Annotated in this window: 16 protein-coding genes; 11 read left to right on the top strand and 5 right to left on the bottom strand. The window is 63.7% G+C overall.

The features are described from left to right. Positions 1–14 precede the first annotated feature (14 nt). Both ACUTR7_RS26690 and ACUTR7_RS26685 read left to right on the top strand, forming a co-directional pair. Positions 15–3,314 (top strand): type I restriction endonuclease subunit R, encoded by a 3,300-nt coding sequence (locus tag ACUTR7_RS26690; protein ID WP_445610209.1) that lies wholly within the window; start codon positions 15–17, stop codon positions 3,312–3,314. A gap of 5 nt (positions 3,315–3,319) precedes the next feature. Beyond that, complete coding sequence (locus ACUTR7_RS26685) at positions 3,320–4,030, top strand: M48 family metallopeptidase (protein WP_047217515.1); 711 nt, start codon at positions 3,320–3,322, stop codon at positions 4,028–4,030. Between the two features lie 34 nt (positions 4,031–4,064). Here the strand turns inward: ACUTR7_RS26685 and ACUTR7_RS26680 are convergent, their stop codons facing one another. The 3 genes from ACUTR7_RS26680 to ACUTR7_RS26670 form a co-directional block, all read right to left on the bottom strand. Continuing rightward, positions 4,065–4,997, bottom strand: coding sequence for a DUF5655 domain-containing protein (locus ACUTR7_RS26680; protein ID WP_445610208.1), 933 nt, complete (start codon positions 4,995–4,997; stop codon positions 4,065–4,067). A gap of 155 nt (positions 4,998–5,152) precedes the next feature. Next, positions 5,153–5,467: a hypothetical protein gene (locus tag ACUTR7_RS26675; RefSeq protein WP_445610207.1), complete on the bottom strand. Its 315-nt coding sequence runs from the start codon at positions 5,465–5,467 to the stop codon at positions 5,153–5,155. 9 nt (positions 5,468–5,476) lie between these two features. Beyond that, positions 5,477–6,406 carry a LysR family transcriptional regulator gene (locus ACUTR7_RS26670; RefSeq protein WP_012201944.1) on the bottom strand — a complete coding sequence of 310 codons (930 nt, stop codon included), beginning with the start codon at positions 6,404–6,406 and terminating at the stop codon, positions 5,477–5,479. 238 nt (positions 6,407–6,644) lie between these two features. Between ACUTR7_RS26670 and ACUTR7_RS26665 the strand changes: the two genes are divergently transcribed. The 5 genes from ACUTR7_RS26665 to ACUTR7_RS26645 are packed head-to-tail and all read left to right on the top strand — an operon-like array spanning position 6,645 to position 11,018. Further along, on the top strand, positions 6,645–7,433 hold the full coding sequence (locus ACUTR7_RS26665; RefSeq protein WP_445610206.1) for a 5-oxoprolinase subunit PxpA: 789 nt from the start codon (positions 6,645–6,647) through the stop codon (positions 7,431–7,433). A gap of 53 nt (positions 7,434–7,486) precedes the next feature. After that, on the top strand, positions 7,487–7,735 hold the full coding sequence (locus ACUTR7_RS26660; protein WP_012201946.1) for an acetyl-CoA carboxylase: 249 nt from the start codon (positions 7,487–7,489) through the stop codon (positions 7,733–7,735). Between the two features lie 10 nt (positions 7,736–7,745). Continuing rightward, on the top strand, positions 7,746–9,143 hold the full coding sequence (locus ACUTR7_RS26655) for an acetyl-CoA carboxylase biotin carboxylase subunit (RefSeq protein ID WP_445610205.1): 1,398 nt from the start codon (positions 7,746–7,748) through the stop codon (positions 9,141–9,143). Further along, the gene (locus ACUTR7_RS26650; protein ID WP_445610204.1) at positions 9,140–10,051 is read left to right on the top strand and encodes a 5-oxoprolinase subunit B family protein; all 912 of its coding nucleotides are present in this window, start codon (positions 9,140–9,142) and stop codon (positions 10,049–10,051) included. The genes ACUTR7_RS26655 and ACUTR7_RS26650 overlap by 4 nt, the downstream gene beginning before the upstream one ends. Then, complete coding sequence (locus ACUTR7_RS26645; RefSeq protein WP_099751009.1) at positions 10,041–11,018, top strand: 5-oxoprolinase subunit C family protein; 978 nt, start codon at positions 10,041–10,043, stop codon at positions 11,016–11,018. The genes ACUTR7_RS26650 and ACUTR7_RS26645 overlap by 11 nt, the downstream gene beginning before the upstream one ends. Before the next feature lie 119 nt (positions 11,019–11,137). Here ACUTR7_RS26645 and ACUTR7_RS26640 read toward each other — a convergent pair whose 3' ends face one another. Both ACUTR7_RS26640 and ACUTR7_RS26635 read right to left on the bottom strand, forming a co-directional pair. Continuing rightward, positions 11,138–12,301 carry a CaiB/BaiF CoA transferase family protein gene (locus ACUTR7_RS26640; RefSeq protein ID WP_445610203.1) on the bottom strand — a complete coding sequence of 388 codons (1,164 nt, stop codon included), beginning with the start codon at positions 12,299–12,301 and terminating at the stop codon, positions 11,138–11,140. 94 nt (positions 12,302–12,395) lie between these two features. Then, the gene (locus ACUTR7_RS26635; protein ID WP_445610236.1) at positions 12,396–13,316 is read right to left on the bottom strand and encodes a LysR family transcriptional regulator; all 921 of its coding nucleotides are present in this window, start codon (positions 13,314–13,316) and stop codon (positions 12,396–12,398) included. 126 nt (positions 13,317–13,442) lie between these two features. Here ACUTR7_RS26635 and ACUTR7_RS26630 point away from each other — a divergent pair, with 126 nt between their 5' ends. The 4 genes from ACUTR7_RS26630 (at position 13,443) to ACUTR7_RS26615 (ending at position 17,299) form a co-directional block, all read left to right on the top strand. Beyond that, entirely contained in the window at positions 13,443–14,414 is a 972-nt protein-coding gene (locus tag ACUTR7_RS26630) for a tripartite tricarboxylate transporter substrate binding protein (protein WP_099751006.1), read from the top strand. Positions 14,415–14,425: 11 nt separating this feature from the next. Beyond that, positions 14,426–14,932 (top strand): MaoC family dehydratase, encoded by a 507-nt coding sequence (locus tag ACUTR7_RS26625; RefSeq protein ID WP_063327877.1) that lies wholly within the window; start codon positions 14,426–14,428, stop codon positions 14,930–14,932. 136 nt (positions 14,933–15,068) lie between these two features. After that, positions 15,069–16,565: a DUF3375 family protein gene (locus tag ACUTR7_RS26620; RefSeq protein ID WP_063327876.1), complete on the top strand. Its 1,497-nt coding sequence runs from the start codon at positions 15,069–15,071 to the stop codon at positions 16,563–16,565. Beyond that, a complete protein-coding gene (locus ACUTR7_RS26615; protein WP_082848253.1) occupies positions 16,565–17,299 on the top strand; it encodes a DUF4194 domain-containing protein in 735 nt (244 codons plus the stop codon). The genes ACUTR7_RS26620 and ACUTR7_RS26615 overlap by 1 nt, the downstream gene beginning before the upstream one ends.

Here is a 17,299-nt window from a genome sequence, read left to right as displayed (position 1 = left end):
CTGGGAGTACATCCATGAGCCAGTCCCCCGAGAAAACCGGAGTGGAAACTCCGGCCCTGGAATGGCTCGTGCGACTGGGCTACACCCATCTGCCCGGTGCCGCTGTGAAGGTGGAGCACCGCCACCTGGCCCCGGTACTGGAAGACGTGCTGCGCGCGCGGCTGCTGGCCCTGAACCCCTGGCTGGTCGAAGCGCCCGGCGGGGTGGATGCGGCGCTGATCGAGCTGCGCAAGCGCACCCACGACGCGCTGCTGGCGGCCAACCAGGTCGTATGGCAGCAGGTGCTGCACCGCTCGGACATCCAGGTGAAAGACCTGGCGGGCCTGCCGCGCAGCGTGCGCTTTCTGGACGCAGCCGACGCCAGCCGCAACGACTTCCATGTGGTGGACCAGTACGTGGGCCGCAATGCCGACGGCGACCTGTTCCGCCCCGACCTGCTGCTGTTCGTCAACGGCCTGCCGCTGGCCATCATCGAATGCAAGGCCAGCCACCACCGCCTGGACGAAGCGCTTGGCCAGTTGGATGGTTATCAGCGCAGCTTTGCGCCGCAGTTCGTGTTCAACCAGGTCTGTGTGGCATTGAACCGGCGCCAGGGCCTGTATGGCGCAATCCTCACCAAACCGGCCTTCTACGCACGCTACCGCCTGCAGGAAGACGAACTGGGTACGGTGAGGGAACTGTTGGACAGTGAGCCGAGCGAACAGGAGCAACTGCTGTGGGCGCTATTCGAGCCTCGGCGCTTTCTGGAACTGGTCACCCACTTCGTGCTGTTCGAGACACGTGATGGCAAGACCGTCAAGAAATTGCCGCGCTACCAGCAGTGGCGTGCCGTCCGCAAGACGCTTGCGCGCCTGACGGCGGCAACACCCATGGGAGGCGTGATCTGGCACACCCAGGGCAGCGGCAAGTCGCTCACCATGGCCTTGCTGGCCCGCATGCTGCGCGCCGACAGCACAGGCCTGGCCAACCCCACGGTGCTGGTGCTGACGGACCGCAAAGACCTGGACAAGCAGATCTTCGATACCTTTCACGCCGTAGGCATCAAGGCCATTCAGGCCATCTCGGTGGCAGGCCTGGTGCGGATGCTGGGCAATGACTATGGCAGCGTCTTCACCAGCACCGTGCAAAAGTTCCAGGAGAACGATGAGCCGCATTCGCCGGAGCAGTTGGCCACCACCCATGGCGCAGACGACGAAGACGAGTTGAACAAAGCCACGCGGCACAGGCGCATACGCGAAGGCAAGGACTTCTTCATGGTGCAGGAGTTCAACGAGCAGTTCGGCCAGCACGATGAAGATGGCGTTGCACTTGCTGCCAAGTGGAAGGAAATCAGCCGCGAACCGGTGAACTTCCGGGTACTGAGCGCCAAATCCAACTGCTATGTGCTTGTGGACGAGGCCCATCGCAGCCAGTACGACTTTCTGGCCGCCTTCATGCGGGCCAGCCTGCCCCACGCAAAATTCATTGCCTTCACCGGCACACCGCTGCTGAACGATGACAAGCACACGCTGGCGGAGTTCGGGGGCGACGCCTACATCGATGAATACCGGCTGCACGAGGCTGTGGCCGACGGTGCCACGTTGCCCATCAAGTACCAGGACGCCTGGGTCAAGCTGGCTGCCGATGCGGGGCTTGACGCGGCCTTCGACGCACAGTTCGCCAAGGAGTCCGAGGCGCGTCAGCAGGCTCTGAAGCAAGCGCTGCTTGCCCAATGGCGCAAGGCGGGAAACCGCATGCAGCAAGTGGCGGCGCATCTGGTGGAGCACTTCGTGACCCATGTGCAAGCCAAGGGGCTGAAGGCCATGCTGGTCTGCGACGGCCGCGACATGGCCGTGCGCTACAAGGAATTGCTCGACAGCCTGATGGCACAACGTGCCGAGCAGGGTCTTCCCACCTTCCAGAGCAAGGTAGTGATTTCACTGGCCGGCATCACCGGCGCGCGCACAGGGGCGACCGTCGAAGAGGCTGCTGCGACGTACAAACTCGAAATAGCCAAGGTCCAGAGCATCGAAGAGCGGGTGCGAGACGAGCTCAAGAACGGCAAGGAACCGGTCGCCATGCCGTCGGAGCAGATCAGCACATTCGTCGGCAAGCTCTTTCCGCTGCCCTATGGTGACGAGCGCAAGGGGTACGACGGCCAGGCACATGCGAACAATGTGGGCCTCATCATCGTCTCCGACATGCTGCTGACAGGTTGGGACGCCCCCATCGTCAGCACCATGTATCTCGACAAGCCACTGAAGGAGCACACGCTGCTGCAGGCCATTGCACGCGTGAACCGCACGCTGACGGGCAAGAACGCCGGCTATATCGTGGACTACCACGGTGTGGTGGACCACCTGGATCATGCATTGAAGATCTACGGTGGCGAAGTACAGCCCTCACAGGTCTGGCAAGGCGTGGAAAGCGAGCTGCCCAAGCTGCAGAGCACACTGGAGCGCATCCTCAAGCTGCTGCCCAAAAAGCATGACCCCGTGACCCAGCGCGAGGGCTACAAGGACGATGCAGAGCGCTTTCTCGATCCGGCCTACCGGCTGGATGCCATCGAGGACTTCCTGGAACTGGTGAAGCAGTTCAATCGCAGCATCGACATCATCCTGCCCGATGTGCGTGGCGTGCCCTTCAAGCCCTACTTCACACTGTTCGGAGAGATCCGGCTGATGCTGCGCGACAAGTTGCCCGATGCCACTTACCGCGAACGCATTACCCAGCTGGAATCCGCCTTGCTGCAGCGCCTGCTGGACGAGTACATCGCCGCCAGCCCGGCCAGGAGCCTGCTGGGGCGCGAAGTCTCCATTCTGGATGCCAGCGACATGGCGCGGCTGAAGCATCTGGCCAGCCCTGGCAGCCAGGCGCTGGTGATGAAGAACCAGCTCAAGCACACCATTGCCACAGGACGTGACAAGGACCCGGCCTTCTTCGACAAGCTGGCAGAGGAACTGGAGAAGCTGCTGGAAGAGGAGAAGGCAGGACGCATCAGCCAGGCACAATTCCTGGAACAGTTGGAGCTGTTCGGGCAGCGGGTGATGGACAAGGACAAGACGACCGGTTTTGACAAGCCGGCAGAGGCGGCCACCTACCACTACTTGGCAGCGCTACTGGGCAATGAGACCGCCCGAGCTGCAACTGCCAAGCTGTTTGAAGACCAGGAACTGAGCCATACCCTGGCTGCCAGCAACTGGAAGCAGATGCTTGATCTGCATCCGGAGGTCCGAGACCTGCTGCGCAGATTGCTGACGCCCATCGCTGGCTGGGAACGCCCAGTGGCTCGCGAGCATGCCGGACGCATCTTGGACATTCTTTTGAAGAACTGAGCGCCATGCCTCAGCTGCAATACGGACAGACGACCATTGAATGGCGCTTCAAGGCAGACGCCACGCTCAAGCGTCACTACGTGACTGTCGAGCGTGGCCAGCCGGTGTTGCTGCGCGGTCCGAGGGTCTCCCGGCAAGAGCAAGAGGTCTTGGTACGTCAGCGTGCGCGCTGGATTCGCGAGAAGCAGGCGCAGGTCGAACAGCCATTGGCCGAAGAGCTGGTAGTCACCGGCAGCCGTCTGCGCTATTGCGGACGGACCTACTTCACCGAGGTGAAGCACACGCCCGGCCTGCTCTATCCCACGCTCCATTTCACCGCTTCGCGCTTCCTGATCGAAAACCCGATGGGCCGAGATATTGGCGCCGATGCGCTGGCGCCCTTGCTGACAGCGTTTTATCGAGAGCGGGCGCAAGAGAAACTGCTGGCGCGCGTCCGCCACTGGGAGCGCCAGTCCGGCTTGCAGGCCGCAGGCGCACGCATCAGACTGTTCCAAAGCCGGTGGGCCAGTTGCAGTGCGAAAAACGTATTGGAATTTCACCCACGCGTCATGGAGTTGCCGGCCAGTGTGCAGGACTATGTGGTCGTGCACGAGTTATGCCATACGATCGAGAAGAGCCACACCCGGGCTTTCTGGGCTCTTGTGGCACAACAGATGCCGGACTGGCGGCGGCAGCACACGCTGCTCGAACAGGCAGCGTTTGGCGACACGATCTAGGACCTAATGACGAGCAGTTGCAAGGGTCTATTCCTCACCCCTCCACATACGCCCGCTCCAGCAACGCCTTCGCCCGCTCAAGATCCCCCGCACTGCGCAGACACAGCTCCAGCTCCCCTGTCCCCCAGTGTCCGATCTGCCGCACATCGCGGCTGAAACCTTCCTCCAGCGTCACGGTGTCGGGGTCCAGTTTCAGCATCACCAGCATCTTGTTGGGGTACATCACCACGCTGGCAAAGTTCTTGAGCTTGCGGAAGGCAACATAGAGCTTGAGCTGCTTTTCCGTCACGTCGTCGCCCAGCGCAAACACGAAGGAGCGCACATCGGCATACAGGGCCTGGATGTCCGCAGTCGCGCCTTGCAGCTGTTCGGCAAAGCTTTTGTCCTTGCCTTGCTGCTTGGAGGTGATGGGGCTGGCATTCACCGAAGAAGACTTGGCAGTTTCCGTGGCCGGTTCGACCACCGTCTGCGTGTTCACCAGCTCCAGCAGCAACAGGTCTTCGCCAAAGCGCTTGTAGCGGATCAGCTCGATATTGCGAGGGATCTGCTGCACCGCGTGCTGGTCGTAGCGCGTGAAATCCGCAGCGATGCACAGCAGCCGGGTGCCCGACCATTCGACGCTGTCCGCCACGTCCTTGCCCAGCCTTTCCATCACCAACCAACGGAATTCGGCCTTGTGGTCCAGCAGCCAGTCCAGGTAGAACAGCCCCTGGTTGATGACGTTCTCGTTGCTGTGCCGCTTGTATTCGATGATGACGGGGCAGTTGTTCTCATCCAGCCCCAGCGAGTCGATACGGCCGCGGTGCGTCTTGCCGGTGGCGTATTCCGTGGCCAGGAAGCGCACGCCCAGGAAGGTTTCCATCTGGCCTTCGATCAGTGTCTGCAGATTGCGCTCCAGCGCCACCGCCGTGGCGGCCAATTCGGTGGCGGTGCCGCCTTGCAGACGGAAAAGCTGGATATCGCTCATGAGGGGACCTTTTGCACCATGCAGCAGAAGAGATAAGGCCATTCTTCAATGGCCGGCCAAGTCTACAAGAGGCGCATTGGGGCAAATCACCCCCAACCAGGACTGCCCCGGGCGCGACCGAAACCATGTGCGGGGCTAGCTCCCTCAGGAAGGGCTCAAGAACAGCGAACCGCGCACGCCCGAATTCTCAGATCCGCCGAGATCATCTGACCCAGCGACTGGCCGTCCAGCGTCAGCGCCACAAGGCGGCTGCCGCCTGCGGCGCAGCGGTGACGCAGGGGCGTAGATGAGACCATGGCCATGCCGTAGATCAAGCGTGAAAAACAGCGGCTGAAAGAGAATGTCGATCGATCCGAGAATCGCCGGCATTCTTCACCCATGCCATGAAGTGATGCCTCAATTGATGCATTCGCATGCGCGATAAATTCGTTGTAAGCCGTTTTTCTGAATGCAGAAATGGGCATGTCCAACCAACGACATCAACCGCCGGGCCTTCTTCTGCCTTGATGTACGACCGGCTCGAGAAACAACTGCCGAAAGTAGTCGCGAAACGCCGTCATCGCTGGGGAAAATTCGATGCCTTGCTTCCACCCAAGCCCGATGTTCATCGTAGGCACGGCGTCGCGCAGACTGATGGTTTCAATGCGCTTCCCCTCCAGCGACCAAGGTCGATAAACCATATCCGAGAGAACGGTCACGCCTAGGCCATTCGCCACGGTGCTGCGCACTGCTTCTACCGAGCTCGTGCGCAGCCTGATCTGAGGCTGGTACGGCGTCTTGCTCCAATATTTCATTGCAGTGCCCGCAGCCTCGTCCACGGTGAGCAGGATGTAGGGCTCGGCCGCCACATCGGCCAGCGTGACTTCCGCCTTTTCGAGCAGCGCATGCTTGGCCGGCACCCACAGTCGGCGTTGCGAGCCAAAGAATGTCTCGAGCGACAGCTCGCGCAGCACCACATTGGACGTGAGCAGTACTCCCATGTCGTATTGCTGCGTGATCAGTCCCTCCTCAATGGCTTCACGCACTACTTCGTGCACCTTGACCTTGATCTGCGGATGCAATTGCTCGAAACGCTGAAGGTGATGGGGCAAGAAGTAGCCGAGCACCGTGTAGGTGGCGGCAATGGTCAGCGTCCCCTCGACATTCACTCCCTCATGCGGCATGCGGATCGCCTCGTCGGCAGCCGAGAGCACGGCATAGGCATGGCTCAGAAACCGCCGTCCGGCCCGGGTCAGTTCCACGCCATGAGGCTGTCGCTCAAACAGCTGCTGCCCCAGCATTTCCTCCAGCTCCCGGACTGCCGTGGTCACCGCCGATTGCGAGATGTTGAGTTGCAGTGCCGCATGTGAGATGCGCCCCACTTCGGCCACCGCCGTGAAGTATTTGAGCTGGCGAAGGGTCAGAGACATGGTGCGGTCTTCCTGGGGTATTTACTTATCTCTCAAAAATTACATGCCAGCGCGCGCAAATCCGATACCGAGGATTCACTGATCTACAAGGTAGCGTTCATTGCAGGCTGTCGGAGTATCTGTTTTTCAGATATCGCATCGCCTGTAAATAATGCTTTTCAGCCGATTTTCAGCTGACTAATCTTCACCTTGTCCCGCATTGCTGCCATCGGGCCGTGCCAACAACACAAGGTGAAACGTGAAAAAGACGCTGATTGATCTGAACTCCGACATGGGCGAAAGCTTCGGTCCATGGGCCATCGGCGATGGCGTGGACCAGGAATTGATGCCGTTGATCAGCTCGGCCAACATCGCCACAGGCTTTCATGCGGGTGATCCGAACATCATGCGCAAGACGGTGTTGTTGGCCCGGGAAAACGGCGTGGGCATCGGCGCGCACCCGGGCTTTCGCGACCTCGTGGGTTTCGGGCGCCGCCATATCAATGCACCGGCCGACGAGCTGGTGAACGACATGGTCTATCAGCTCGGCGCGCTGCGCGAATTCGCGCGGCTGGCCGGCATGACGCTGCAGCACATCAAGCCGCACGGCGCGCTCTACATGCATGCGGCGCGCGACGAGGCGCTGTCGCGCGCACTCGTCACGGCCCTGCAGCAGATCGAACCGACGCTGCGCCTGTTCTGCATGGAATCGTCCGTCACCTTCCAGGTGGCGTGCGAATTGGGCCAGCCCGTGGCGCGCGAGTTCTATGCCGACCGCGACTACGACCTGAGCGGCTCCATCGTCTTCACCCGCCGCGTCGGCGCGCTCGACCCCGAGGCCGTGGCCGCCAAGGTGCTGCGCGCCTGCACCGAAGGCGTGGTGCGCACGGTCGAAGGCCAGGACCTGGCGATCGGCTTCGACTCGGTCTGCATCCACAGCGATACACCTGGCGCGCTGGCGCTCGTGCAGGCCACGCGCCGCGCACTGGCCGAGCACGGCATCGAAGTTGCAGGTTTTGCCGATGCGGCTGCGCCGGCGCGGCCTTGAGTTTTCCGTTCTTCCCGCTTTCGTTCCTGTTCCCGCTTTCCAGGAGTGCATCGATGCCCGCTACCCATGAAGTCCTGAGCCCGCTGCCGGGCACCTTCTACCGCCGTTCGGCGCCTGACGCGCCGCCATTCAAGGCCGAAGGCGACACCGTGGCCGTGGGCGATGTGATCGGCCTGGTCGAGGTGATGAAGCAGTTCAGCGAAGTCACGGCCGACGTGGCAGGACGGCTGCGGGGCTTTGCCGTGGAGAACGGCGAACCCGTCGATCCTGGCCAAGCGCTGGCCGTCATCGAAACGGCGTGAGGCCCGGACCATGACCGCCGCATTCGACAAACTGCTCATCGCCAACCGCGGCGAGATCGCGGTGCGCATCATCCGCGCCGCGAAGGAACTGGGCCTCAAGACCGTCGCCGTCTACAGCGACGCTGACACGCAAGGCCTCGCGGTGCGCATGGCCGACGAAGCCGTGCGCATTGGCCCGGCGCATGCCACCAGGAGCTATCTGAGCGTGGACGCCATTCTTGAAGCGGCAGCCGACAGCGGCGCCGGCGCCGTGCATCCGGGCTACGGTTTCCTGTCGGAGAACGCCGCGTTCGCCGAGCGCATCGAGGCCGCGGGCCTGGTGTTCGTCGGCCCGACGCCGCACGCGATCCGCACCATGGGCGACAAGGCCGCCGCGCGCGCCGCAGCCATGAAGGCCGGCGTGCCCACCGTGCCCGGCAGCGCGGGCGTGGTGACAGACGCCGACACCGCCGTCGCGCTGGCAAAGGGCATCGGCTACCCCATCATGATCAAGGCCTCGGCCGGCGGGGGCGGGCGCGGCATTCGCGTGGCGCACGACGAAGCCGAGCTGCGCCAGCAGTTCGCCACCGCCACGGCGGAAGCGCAGGCCGCTTTCGGCAACGGCGAGGTGTACCTCGAACGCTTCATCCGCCAGGCGCGCCACATCGAGGTGCAGATCCTGGGCGACGGCCAGCGCGTGGTTCACTGCTTCGAGCGCGAATGCTCGCTGCAGCGACGCCGCCAAAAAGTGTGGGAAGAAGCGCCCTCGGCCGCCATCAGCGAGGCCACGCGCGCTGCGCTGTGCGAATCGGCGCTGCGGCTGGCCCATGCCGTGGCCTACCGCGGCGCGGGCACGCTCGAATACCTGTACGACGACGACACGCGCGAGTTCTTCTTCATCGAGATGAACACACGCATCCAGGTCGAGCACCCCATCACCGAGATGATCACCGGCATCGACCTCGTGAAGGAGATGCTGCGCATCGCGCTGGGCCAGCCGCTGCGCCTGCAGCAGGAAGACATCCGGCTGACCGGCGCGGCCATCGAGGTGCGCATCAACGCCGAGAACGCCGCGAGGAACTTCATGCCAAGCCCGGGCCTTGTGTCGCAGCTCGTGGTGCCGGGCGGCCCCGGCGTGCGCTTCGACACCATGCTGTTCCCCGGCTGCACCGTGCCGGCGTACTACGACTCGCTGCTGGGCAAGCTGATCGTGCACGACACCGATCGCGCCGGTGCGCTGGCCCGCATGCGGCGCGCGCTCGACGAGCTGCAGGTCGAAGGCATCCACACCACGATCCCGCTGCACCGCGCACTGTGCGAGGACGCGGGCGTGGCGCAGGCCGCATTCCACACGGGCTTTCTCGAAACCTGGCTGGCGGTGAATCCGCTGGCCGACGCACCCGCTCCACTTGCGAAGGTGACCGCATGACCGCTGCCAGCACCCTCCCCACCCAGGCCCGCTACAGCTTCGGCGGCGACGAGCACCTGTTCGTCGAGATCAGCGAAGAGATGTCGCTGCCCGCGTTCTTCAAAGGCATGGCCATCTGCAACGAGCTGCGCCGCCGCGCACAGGCGGGCGAGATCACGGGCGTGACCGAGATCTGTCCCGCCAACGCCGCCTACCTCGTGCGCTTCGACCCCGATGCGATCGCGCCCGACGCACTGCTCGCCACGCTCAAAGACATCGAAGCGGGCCTGGGCGATGCCGACCTGCAGATGCAGACGCGCATCGTCGAGATTCCCGTGCTCTACAACGACCCGTGGACGCACGAGACGCTGATGCGCTTTCGCGAGCGGCACCAGGACCCGTCGGGCACCGACATCGAGTACGCGGCGCGCATCAACGGCCACGTCTCGGTCGAGGCCTTCATCGAGGCGCACTCGTCGGCGCCCTGGTTCGTGTCGATGGTCGGCTTTGTGGCCGGCCTGCCCTTTCTGTTCCAGATGGTCGAGCGCCAGCGCCAGATCCAGGTGCCCAAGTATCTGAGCCCGCGCACCGACACGCCCAGGCTCACGCTGGGCCACGGCGGTTGCTTCAGCTGCATCTACTCGGTGCGTGGTGCGGGCGGCTACCAGATGTTCGGTGTCACGCCCGCGCCCATCTTCGACCCGGCGCAACGGCTGTCCTACCTGAAGGAGCTGATGGTGTTCTTCCAGCCCGGTGACATCGTCAAGTACAAGCCCATTGACCGCGCCGAGTACGACCGCCAGATCGCGCAGGTCGAGGCCGGCACCTACGCGCTGCGCATCGTACCAGTGTCGTTCTCGCTCAACGATTTCCTGGCCGACCCGGGCGGCTACAACCAACAGCTCCTGAAAGTGCTCCATGGCGATTGAAGTGCTCAAGCCCGGCCTCGCGACCAGCGTGCAGGACGCCGGCCGCCCCGGCTACTACCACCTGGGCATTCCGCTGTCGGGTGCGCTCGACCAGCAAAGCCTGGTGCTCGCAAACCTGCTGGTCGGCAACGACGAAGGTGCGGCCGTCATCGAAAGCACGCTGCTCGGTCCCGAGCTGCAGTTCGACGCGCCCGCGCTGGTGGCCGTGACCGGCGCCGACGCGAAGATCAAGCTCAACGGCAATGAGGTGCCACGCAATACCGCATTCGCGGTGCAGGCCGGCGACAGGCTCGGCTTCGACTTCATGAAGCTCGGCGCGCGCATGTGCATCGCCGTGGCCGGCGGCATCGACGTGCCGGTGGTGCTGGGCAGCCGCTCGACCTATGGCCTGGGCGCATTCGGCGGCCTCAATGGCCGCAAGCTGCTGGCCGGCGACAGACTGCCCGTGGGAGTACCGTCCGCCACCGCCCGCGCGGGTCGCACGGTGCAGGCCGCATTGCTGCCGGTGCTCGACAAGGAAGTGGTCCTGCGTGTGCTGCCGGGCATCTACTTTCACCGACTGCAGGAAGTGTCGGTGCAAAGCTTCTTCGCCGACACCTGGACCGTCGGTTCCGAGGCCGACCGCATCGGCTACCGCTACAAGAACGGCACGCCGCTGAAGTTCCACGAGCGCACGCCGCCATTCGGCGCGGGCGACGACCCGTCGAACATCGTCGATGCGGGCTACCCATACGGTTCCATCCAGGTGCCGGGCGGACGCGAACCAATCATCCTGCACCGCGATGCGGTCTCGGGCGGCGGCTACGCGATGGTGGGCACCGTCATCAGCGCCGACATGGATCTCATCGCCCAGATGCAGCCAAACCACAAGGCACGCTTTGTCGAAGTCGATATGGCGCAGGCGCTCGAAGCACGCGCCGAGCGGCGGCGAAGCATCGAGCGCTTGCGCGCAGCGCTCTCGGCCTGAGCGCCACCCTCTTCGTCCCTCTCAAGAGAGCCGATGACAACCAAGGAAGCGGTCGAGTTCGCCACTCTGGAATGGGTGCCGGAGTTCAACCACCATCGCCCGCCTGGACCCATCGGGCATCACTCTTGCCGGCCTCGAGCCTGCCCGCCAAACTCCTCCCACAGCGCCTGCGTATGCTCGCCCAGCGCGGGCACGGCGCCCATGGCGGCTTCGGCATCCGATAGCGTGGCCGGGGGCAGCAGGGCCTGGATGCTGCCGGCGGGCGTGGCCACCTCGCGCCAGCGTTCGCGCGCCTGCAATTGGGGATGGTTCCAGACCGCGTGCATGTCGTTGAGCGGCGCGTTGGCGATGCCGCCTGCATCCAGGCGCTGCATGGCCTGTTCGCGGCTCAGGTGAGCCAGCACGGATGCGATCACCGCATCGAGTTCCGCGCGGTGCGCCACGCGCTGCAGGTTGGTGACAAAGCGCGTGTCCTGCGCCAGCGCGGGCTGCTGCAGCACATGGATGCAGAAGCTGTGCCATTCGCGGTCGTTCTGCAGGCCGAAGATCAAGCTCTGGCCGTCACCGGCCGTGTACTGGCCATAGGGCGCGATGGATGGATGGGTCAGCCCGCTGCGCGCGGGCGCCGTGCCGCCGTAGTGGGCGAAGTTCAGCGGGTAGGACATCCATTCGGCCAGCGCCTCCAGCATGGACACCTCCACGCGCAGGCCCTGGCCGGTGCGGGCGCGCTGCAGCAGGGCGGACAAAATGCCCGAGTAGGCATACATGCCGGCCGCGATGTCGGCGATGGAAATGCCCACGCGTGCGGGCTGATCAGGCGTGCCCGTGACCGAGATCAGGCCGGCTGCCGCCTGGATCAGCAGGTCATAGGCCTTCCTGTCGCTGAGCGGGCCGCCCTCGCCATAACCCGATATATCGCAGACGATGAGACGCGGATATTTCTCATGCAGGCTGTCGAAATCCATGCCCATTCTCTGCATGGCACCCGGGGCCAGGTTCTGGATCAGGATATCGGCGTTTTCCAGTATTTTCCCGACGATATGCTGCCCTTCGGCGGTCTTGATATCCGCAGCCAGGCTTTGCTTTCCCCGATTGGCCCAGACAAAAAAGGATGATTCACCATGGACCTTGTCGTCATAGCCCCGTGCAAAATCCCCATCGGGCAATCGCTCCAGCTTGATGACCCTGGCCCCAAGGTCCGCCAGCTGCCGGCTGGCAAAAGGCCCTGCCACGGCGTGTTCCATGGCCAATACCGTCAAACCATCCAATGGGCGTGTCTGCATTTTCTTGAACGAGGCGAATATTCGATTCGCCGCATTCTAGAAGTGCGACCATCACCCAGCCAGTCGGCATTTTCTAAGCGGAATTTCAAATCTTCTAAGGCAGGGATTCCTGCACGGCGCCTTCCTCGGGCAAAGGCTGGGTCGCCACATAGGCCACGAAATCGCGGGCATAGGCGGGCAGGGTTTCGGGTTCGCGCGTGACCACCTTCTGCTCGCGCTGCGCCCAGGCCTCGTCCAGGCCCACGGCAGCCAGCCGGCGCGCCTGCAGCGCCGGCCGGGCAATGGAGCGTGGCACCAGCGCAATGCCCACGCCTTCCTGCACGCACTGCAGCACGGCCTCGAATGTTGGTGCGTGCACACGTACCCTGGGATTCATGCCCAGTCTGGAGGCCATGCCTTGGAGGTAGAGGAAGTTGCTGGTCTTGCGGCCGATCGAGACCAGGTCGTAGGTCAGCGCGGTTTCCAGCGGCACCCTGCTGCTGGCGGCCAAGGGGTGGCCAGCGGGCACCACAAACACCAGTTCATCGTGGCCATAGGTGATGGCATGCAGGCCATGCAGATCGATCTGGCCGGCCACCAGGCCCACGTCGGCACTGCCGTCGAGCACGGCGCGCACCGTGTCTTCGCTCAGGCGCTCCTCCAGGTCCACATTGACGTTCGGATAATGGGCCAGATAGCGGCTGAGCACGGGCGCAATTCCCGTCAGCGTGCTGCTGTTGGCAAATACGCGGATATGGCCCGATATTCCGTTGATGTGTCTTTGCATTTCTCCGTGCAAGCGGTCCACGCTGCCGAAAATGGAATCGGCGTATTTCTTGACCGTCATTCCCGCCGGGGTCAGCACCATGCCTTTGGACGTTCTTTCAAACAGCGATGCACCCATGGCCTGCTCCAGATTCTTGAGCCGGTAGCTGGCCGATGGCGCCGTCAAATGCATTTCAGCCGCGCCTGCGCTGAGGCTTTTGGCCTGGGCAATGGCAAGGAAAACCCTGAGATCCGTCAATTCATATCGCATCCGTTGCATGCCCGCCGGGAGCATTTCCTTGGTGTTAGACGGTTTCTAACCGCCCTATCAATGATTCGACTGGCTGCATTGGCCGCGCATTTCTATAGTCGGCGCCAGGAGACAACGGAGAAAATTATGGACTTCAAGACGGCAAGACGCCAAACCCTTCTCACCGCCCTGCTTCTGGCCGCAGGCGCGGCCGCAGCGCAGGACTATCCGGCGCGCCCCATCAAGCTGGTGATTCCCTACGCGGCAGGCGGCCCCACCGACACCTTTGGCCGCGCCATGGCCGATGTCTGGAGCCAGAAGCTGGGCACGCCCGTGGTGATCGAGAACCGCACGGGTGCCGGCACCCTGGTGGGCACGGAGGCGGTTGCCAAGGCAGCCCCTGACGGCTACACCCTGCTGCTGACCACGGTGGCGCATGCCGTCAATCCCTACATCCACGACAAGCTGGGCTACCGCACGGAGGAAGACTTCGCGCCCGTGGGATTGCTCGCCAGGGCGCCGCTGGTGCTGGTGGTGGACAAGCGGCTGCCCGTGCAGAGCCTGCCGGATTTCCTGGCCTATCTGCGGGCGCGGCCCGGCCAGGTCAACTATGCCTCGGCGGGCGTGGGCAGCGCTCCGCATCTGGGTGCGGAGCTGCTGAACCTGATGGCGGGAACCCGGGCCCAGCATGTGCCCTACCGGGGCAGTGCGCCGGCCATACAGGACCTCATCGGCGGGCACCTGGCCTTCATGCTGGACAGCGCGCCCACGGGCCTGGCCCAGGTCAAGGCGGGCACGGTGCGCCTGCTGGCCACCACCATGGCCCAGCGCCTGCCGCAGACGCCTGACACGCCTGCCATTGCCGAGCAGGTGCCCGGCTATGAGGCCTATACCTGGAACGCCGTGTTCGCCCCCGCAGGCACGCCGCCAGCGCTGATTGCCCGCCTGCAGTCCAGCCTGCAGGCCACGGTGGACGATGCCGGGCTGCAGAAAAAGGCCTACGACATGGGCCTGGTGCTGGAAAAGCAGCCGCGCCCCCAGGCGCTGGCCGCCTTCCTCAAGCAGGAGCTGGACAAATGGGGCAAGGTCGCCCGCGCCGCCCACATGAGCGCGAACTGAGGAGAGTCGCCATGCCACGCCACCCATCCCTGTGCGCCCAGCGCTACTTTGAAGACTTCGCGCTGGGCGAGGTCTTCGCCCTGCCCTCGCGCACCATGACCGATGCCCTGTTCGCCGCCTTCCAGCTGGCCAGCGGCGACAACCATCCCGTGCACTACGACGTGGAGTACTGCCGCGCGCGCGGCATGCCCCACATGCTGGCCCACGGCTACCAGGTGGCCATACAGACGGCGGCAGGCGCCGGCCTGTTCCCGCACATGGTCGAGGAATCGCTCAAGGGCTTTCTGGAGCAGGGCAGCCGCTTCCTGGCCCCCGTCTATGTGGGCGACACGCTGTACTGCACGCTGACGGTGTCCGAGCTCAAGCCCGGCAACACCACGGGCGTGCTGACCCTGGCCACCGAGGTGCTGAACCAGCGCGACGAGCGGGTGTCCGACGGGTTTCAGAAATACCTGTTGAGGAAGCGGCCGCAGCTGCCGCAAGTACCAGCGGCAGTGCCTTTGCCATTCAACGATTGACCCTTGTCTGGTTTTTCAGCGATCCTGCGGAAATGCGCGTCCTATCATTTATGGTGTCAATCCGCATCGGTTGCCCCATTGGTGCAGGAAATCCTCACAAGGAAACGGGGCCGTACCGCATTCCATCGTTGAATACATGGCCAGCCTCAATCAGCAGCGCACACAGAAATACATCCATGCACGCCAGCAGCATCCAGCCTGGCTGTTGCTGGCTTCGCGGCGCGCGCCACTGATGCTCAGTTGCCTGGATGCTCTGTTCGAGCACCAGCGCGACGGCGTGCCTTTCGATCAAGCGGTGCAGGCGCTAGCAGACATGCTGGCAGCCCATGCCAATCAGCCAGATTTCGAGATCGACACCGCCGACATCGGCGCGCAGTCGCGGCGCGAACTGCGCGAATGGATCCGCCGCTCTCTGGTGGTGGAACGGGAAGGCCGGATCTTTGAAACCGATGCCCTCAAGGCCGCACTGCGATTCGTGGCGCAGCTCGATCGCCGCATGATGACTTCCACCGCTTCGCGCCTGGCGGTGGTGCAGCGGGAAATCGACAACCTTGCGTCGGCGCTGGACCCCAATCCACAAAGCCGCGCCGAGCACCTGCAGCGCCGCATTGATGATCTGCAACAGCAACTGCAGGATGTGCAAGCGGGCCGGGTCCACCGTTTGACCGATGAGCAGGCCATAGAAGGCATCCGCGAAATCTATGCGCTGGCTACCAGCCTGCAGGCAGATTTCCGCCGGGTCGAGGATTCCTGGCGCGAGGCCGATCGCACGCTGCGCCAGGCCATCATCAGCGCGCAATACCATCGCGGCGCCGTGATGGACCAATTGCTGGATGGCCATGCCAGTCTGCTGAATACGCAGGAAGGCCGGGTTTTCGACAGCTTTCACCAGCAACTGGCCAACCGCAGTGAACTGGCCGAGATGCGCACCCGCATTCTGCGGATCCTGGAGCACGGCGCCGCCCCGCAGGCGCTGGATGATTTGCAGCACAGTGCGCTGCGCCTTCTGGTGCAGCAATTGCTCAAGGAGGCCAAGGTCGTTCAGGCAGTGCGCGCACGCAGCGAGCGCGAGGTCAGCCAGTTCCTCAAAACCGGCCAGGCGGCAGAGAACCAGCGCGTGGGCCAGTTGCTCAACGATGTGCTGCAGCAGGCCTTGCAGATCGACTGGCGGCGCCAGGCCATGCGGCGTCTGCCCGCACCGCTGCCGCCACTGGGCCTGGCACTGGGTGGTCTTCCCCTGATCGAGCGGCTGCGCGTCAAATCACTGGAAGGCGACGAAAATTCCGAGCTGCTGTTGACCACGCAATACGCCGACTTGGATCAGATCGAAGACGAGTTCTGGCAGGCTTTCGAGGGACTGGACCGCCAGGCCCTTGTGCAGCGGACCCTGCAAGTGCTGGTGCATAGGGGAGAGCCGCTGACCCTGTCAGACCTGGCCCGGGCGCTGCCACCGGGCGAGCACGATCTGGAGACCCTCACACTTTGGCTGGCCATGGCGCGCGAGGCTGGTATTCAGCTGGACGATGCCACCGAATACATCACCACCGAAGACCAAGGCCAGCCGTGGCAGTTCAGCGCCCCGCGCGTAGCACTGGATGCCGACCTGCTCCAGCAAATTGATTGGGAGCTGTAATGCCTCACGACAACCTTGCCAACGACATCTTCGACCAATGGGCCAGCGCCCCAACGGCGGAAGCGTCAGCCCTGTCAACCGACGCCAATGCGCCAGCAGTCGAGCCGGAAAGCGATACGCACGCGACGCCACCTGCACTGCGCCGCGCCATGCAGGAATTGCTCAAGGCCGGGCTGCTGGAGCAAGGCAGCAAGCCTCACCTGTTTCGCCAGATCACCAGCGACATGACGCGCGTCAATGCACTTTTGGAGCCGCTGGATCTGCAGGTGCGAGTCGATGATGTGCGCGGCCTGGCCTTCGTGGTCATTCCGGCCGGCTACCAGCCCGACGACGCCGAGGAAGATGACTGGTCGCACCCGCTGGTGCGGCGCCAGAGGCTGACACTGGATCAATCGCTGCTGCTGGCCATACTTCGGCGGGAGTTCCTGCAGCGCGAGCAGGAAGGTGGCATCGGGGTGCGGGTGCAGATCGGTCTGGAGCAATTGTTGCCCCAGCTCGAAATCTACCTGGGCAACACCGGCAGTGACATGCAGGAACGCAAGCGCCTGGTCAACCTGCTGGAGAACCTGCGGGCGCATGGCGTGGTGTCGGAAATCGATGCGCAGGACAAGCTGACCATCCGGCCGATGATCGTGCACCTTGCCAATCCGCAGAACCTGCAAGCGCTCTTGCAGCGCTTGCGGGAACTGGCGAATGCAAGCGCTGCAAACGCTGAAACCGACCAGGAGGAATGA

This window comes from Delftia sp. NA_296.1 (assembly GCF_052692095.1).
Note: the sequence above shows the minus strand (reverse complement) of the source record. Positions and strands in the feature narration are given on the sequence as shown.

Bases quoted from the DNA above. Each gene is read 5' to 3' on its own strand.
- ACUTR7_RS26650 (WP_445610204.1), top strand. From the start codon at position 9,140: ATGACCGCTGCCAGCACCCTCCCCACCCAGGCCCGCTACAGCTTCGGC.
- ACUTR7_RS26635 (WP_445610236.1), bottom strand. From the start codon at position 13,316: ATGCGATATGAATTGACGGATCTCAGGGTTTTCCTTGCCATTGCCCAG.
- ACUTR7_RS26660 (WP_012201946.1), top strand. From the start codon at position 7,487: ATGCCCGCTACCCATGAAGTCCTGAGCCCGCTGCCGGGCACCTTCTAC.
- ACUTR7_RS26680 (WP_445610208.1), bottom strand. From the start codon at position 4,997: ATGAGCGATATCCAGCTTTTCCGTCTGCAAGGCGGCACCGCCACCGAA.
- ACUTR7_RS26630 (WP_099751006.1), top strand. From the start codon at position 13,443: ATGGACTTCAAGACGGCAAGACGCCAAACCCTTCTCACCGCCCTGCTT.
- ACUTR7_RS26640 (WP_445610203.1), bottom strand. From the start codon at position 12,301: ATGCAGACACGCCCATTGGATGGTTTGACGGTATTGGCCATGGAACAC.
- ACUTR7_RS26685 (WP_047217515.1), top strand. From the start codon at position 3,320: ATGCCTCAGCTGCAATACGGACAGACGACCATTGAATGGCGCTTCAAG.
- ACUTR7_RS26645 (WP_099751009.1), top strand. From the start codon at position 10,041: ATGGCGATTGAAGTGCTCAAGCCCGGCCTCGCGACCAGCGTGCAGGAC.
- ACUTR7_RS26670 (WP_012201944.1), bottom strand. From the start codon at position 6,406: ATGTCTCTGACCCTTCGCCAGCTCAAATACTTCACGGCGGTGGCCGAA.
- ACUTR7_RS26655 (WP_445610205.1), top strand. From the start codon at position 7,746: ATGACCGCCGCATTCGACAAACTGCTCATCGCCAACCGCGGCGAGATC.
- ACUTR7_RS26620 (WP_063327876.1), top strand. From the start codon at position 15,069: ATGGCCAGCCTCAATCAGCAGCGCACACAGAAATACATCCATGCACGC.
- ACUTR7_RS26615 (WP_082848253.1), top strand. From the start codon at position 16,565: ATGCCTCACGACAACCTTGCCAACGACATCTTCGACCAATGGGCCAGC.
- ACUTR7_RS26690 (WP_445610209.1), top strand. From the start codon at position 15: ATGAGCCAGTCCCCCGAGAAAACCGGAGTGGAAACTCCGGCCCTGGAA.
- ACUTR7_RS26625 (WP_063327877.1), top strand. From the start codon at position 14,426: ATGCCACGCCACCCATCCCTGTGCGCCCAGCGCTACTTTGAAGACTTC.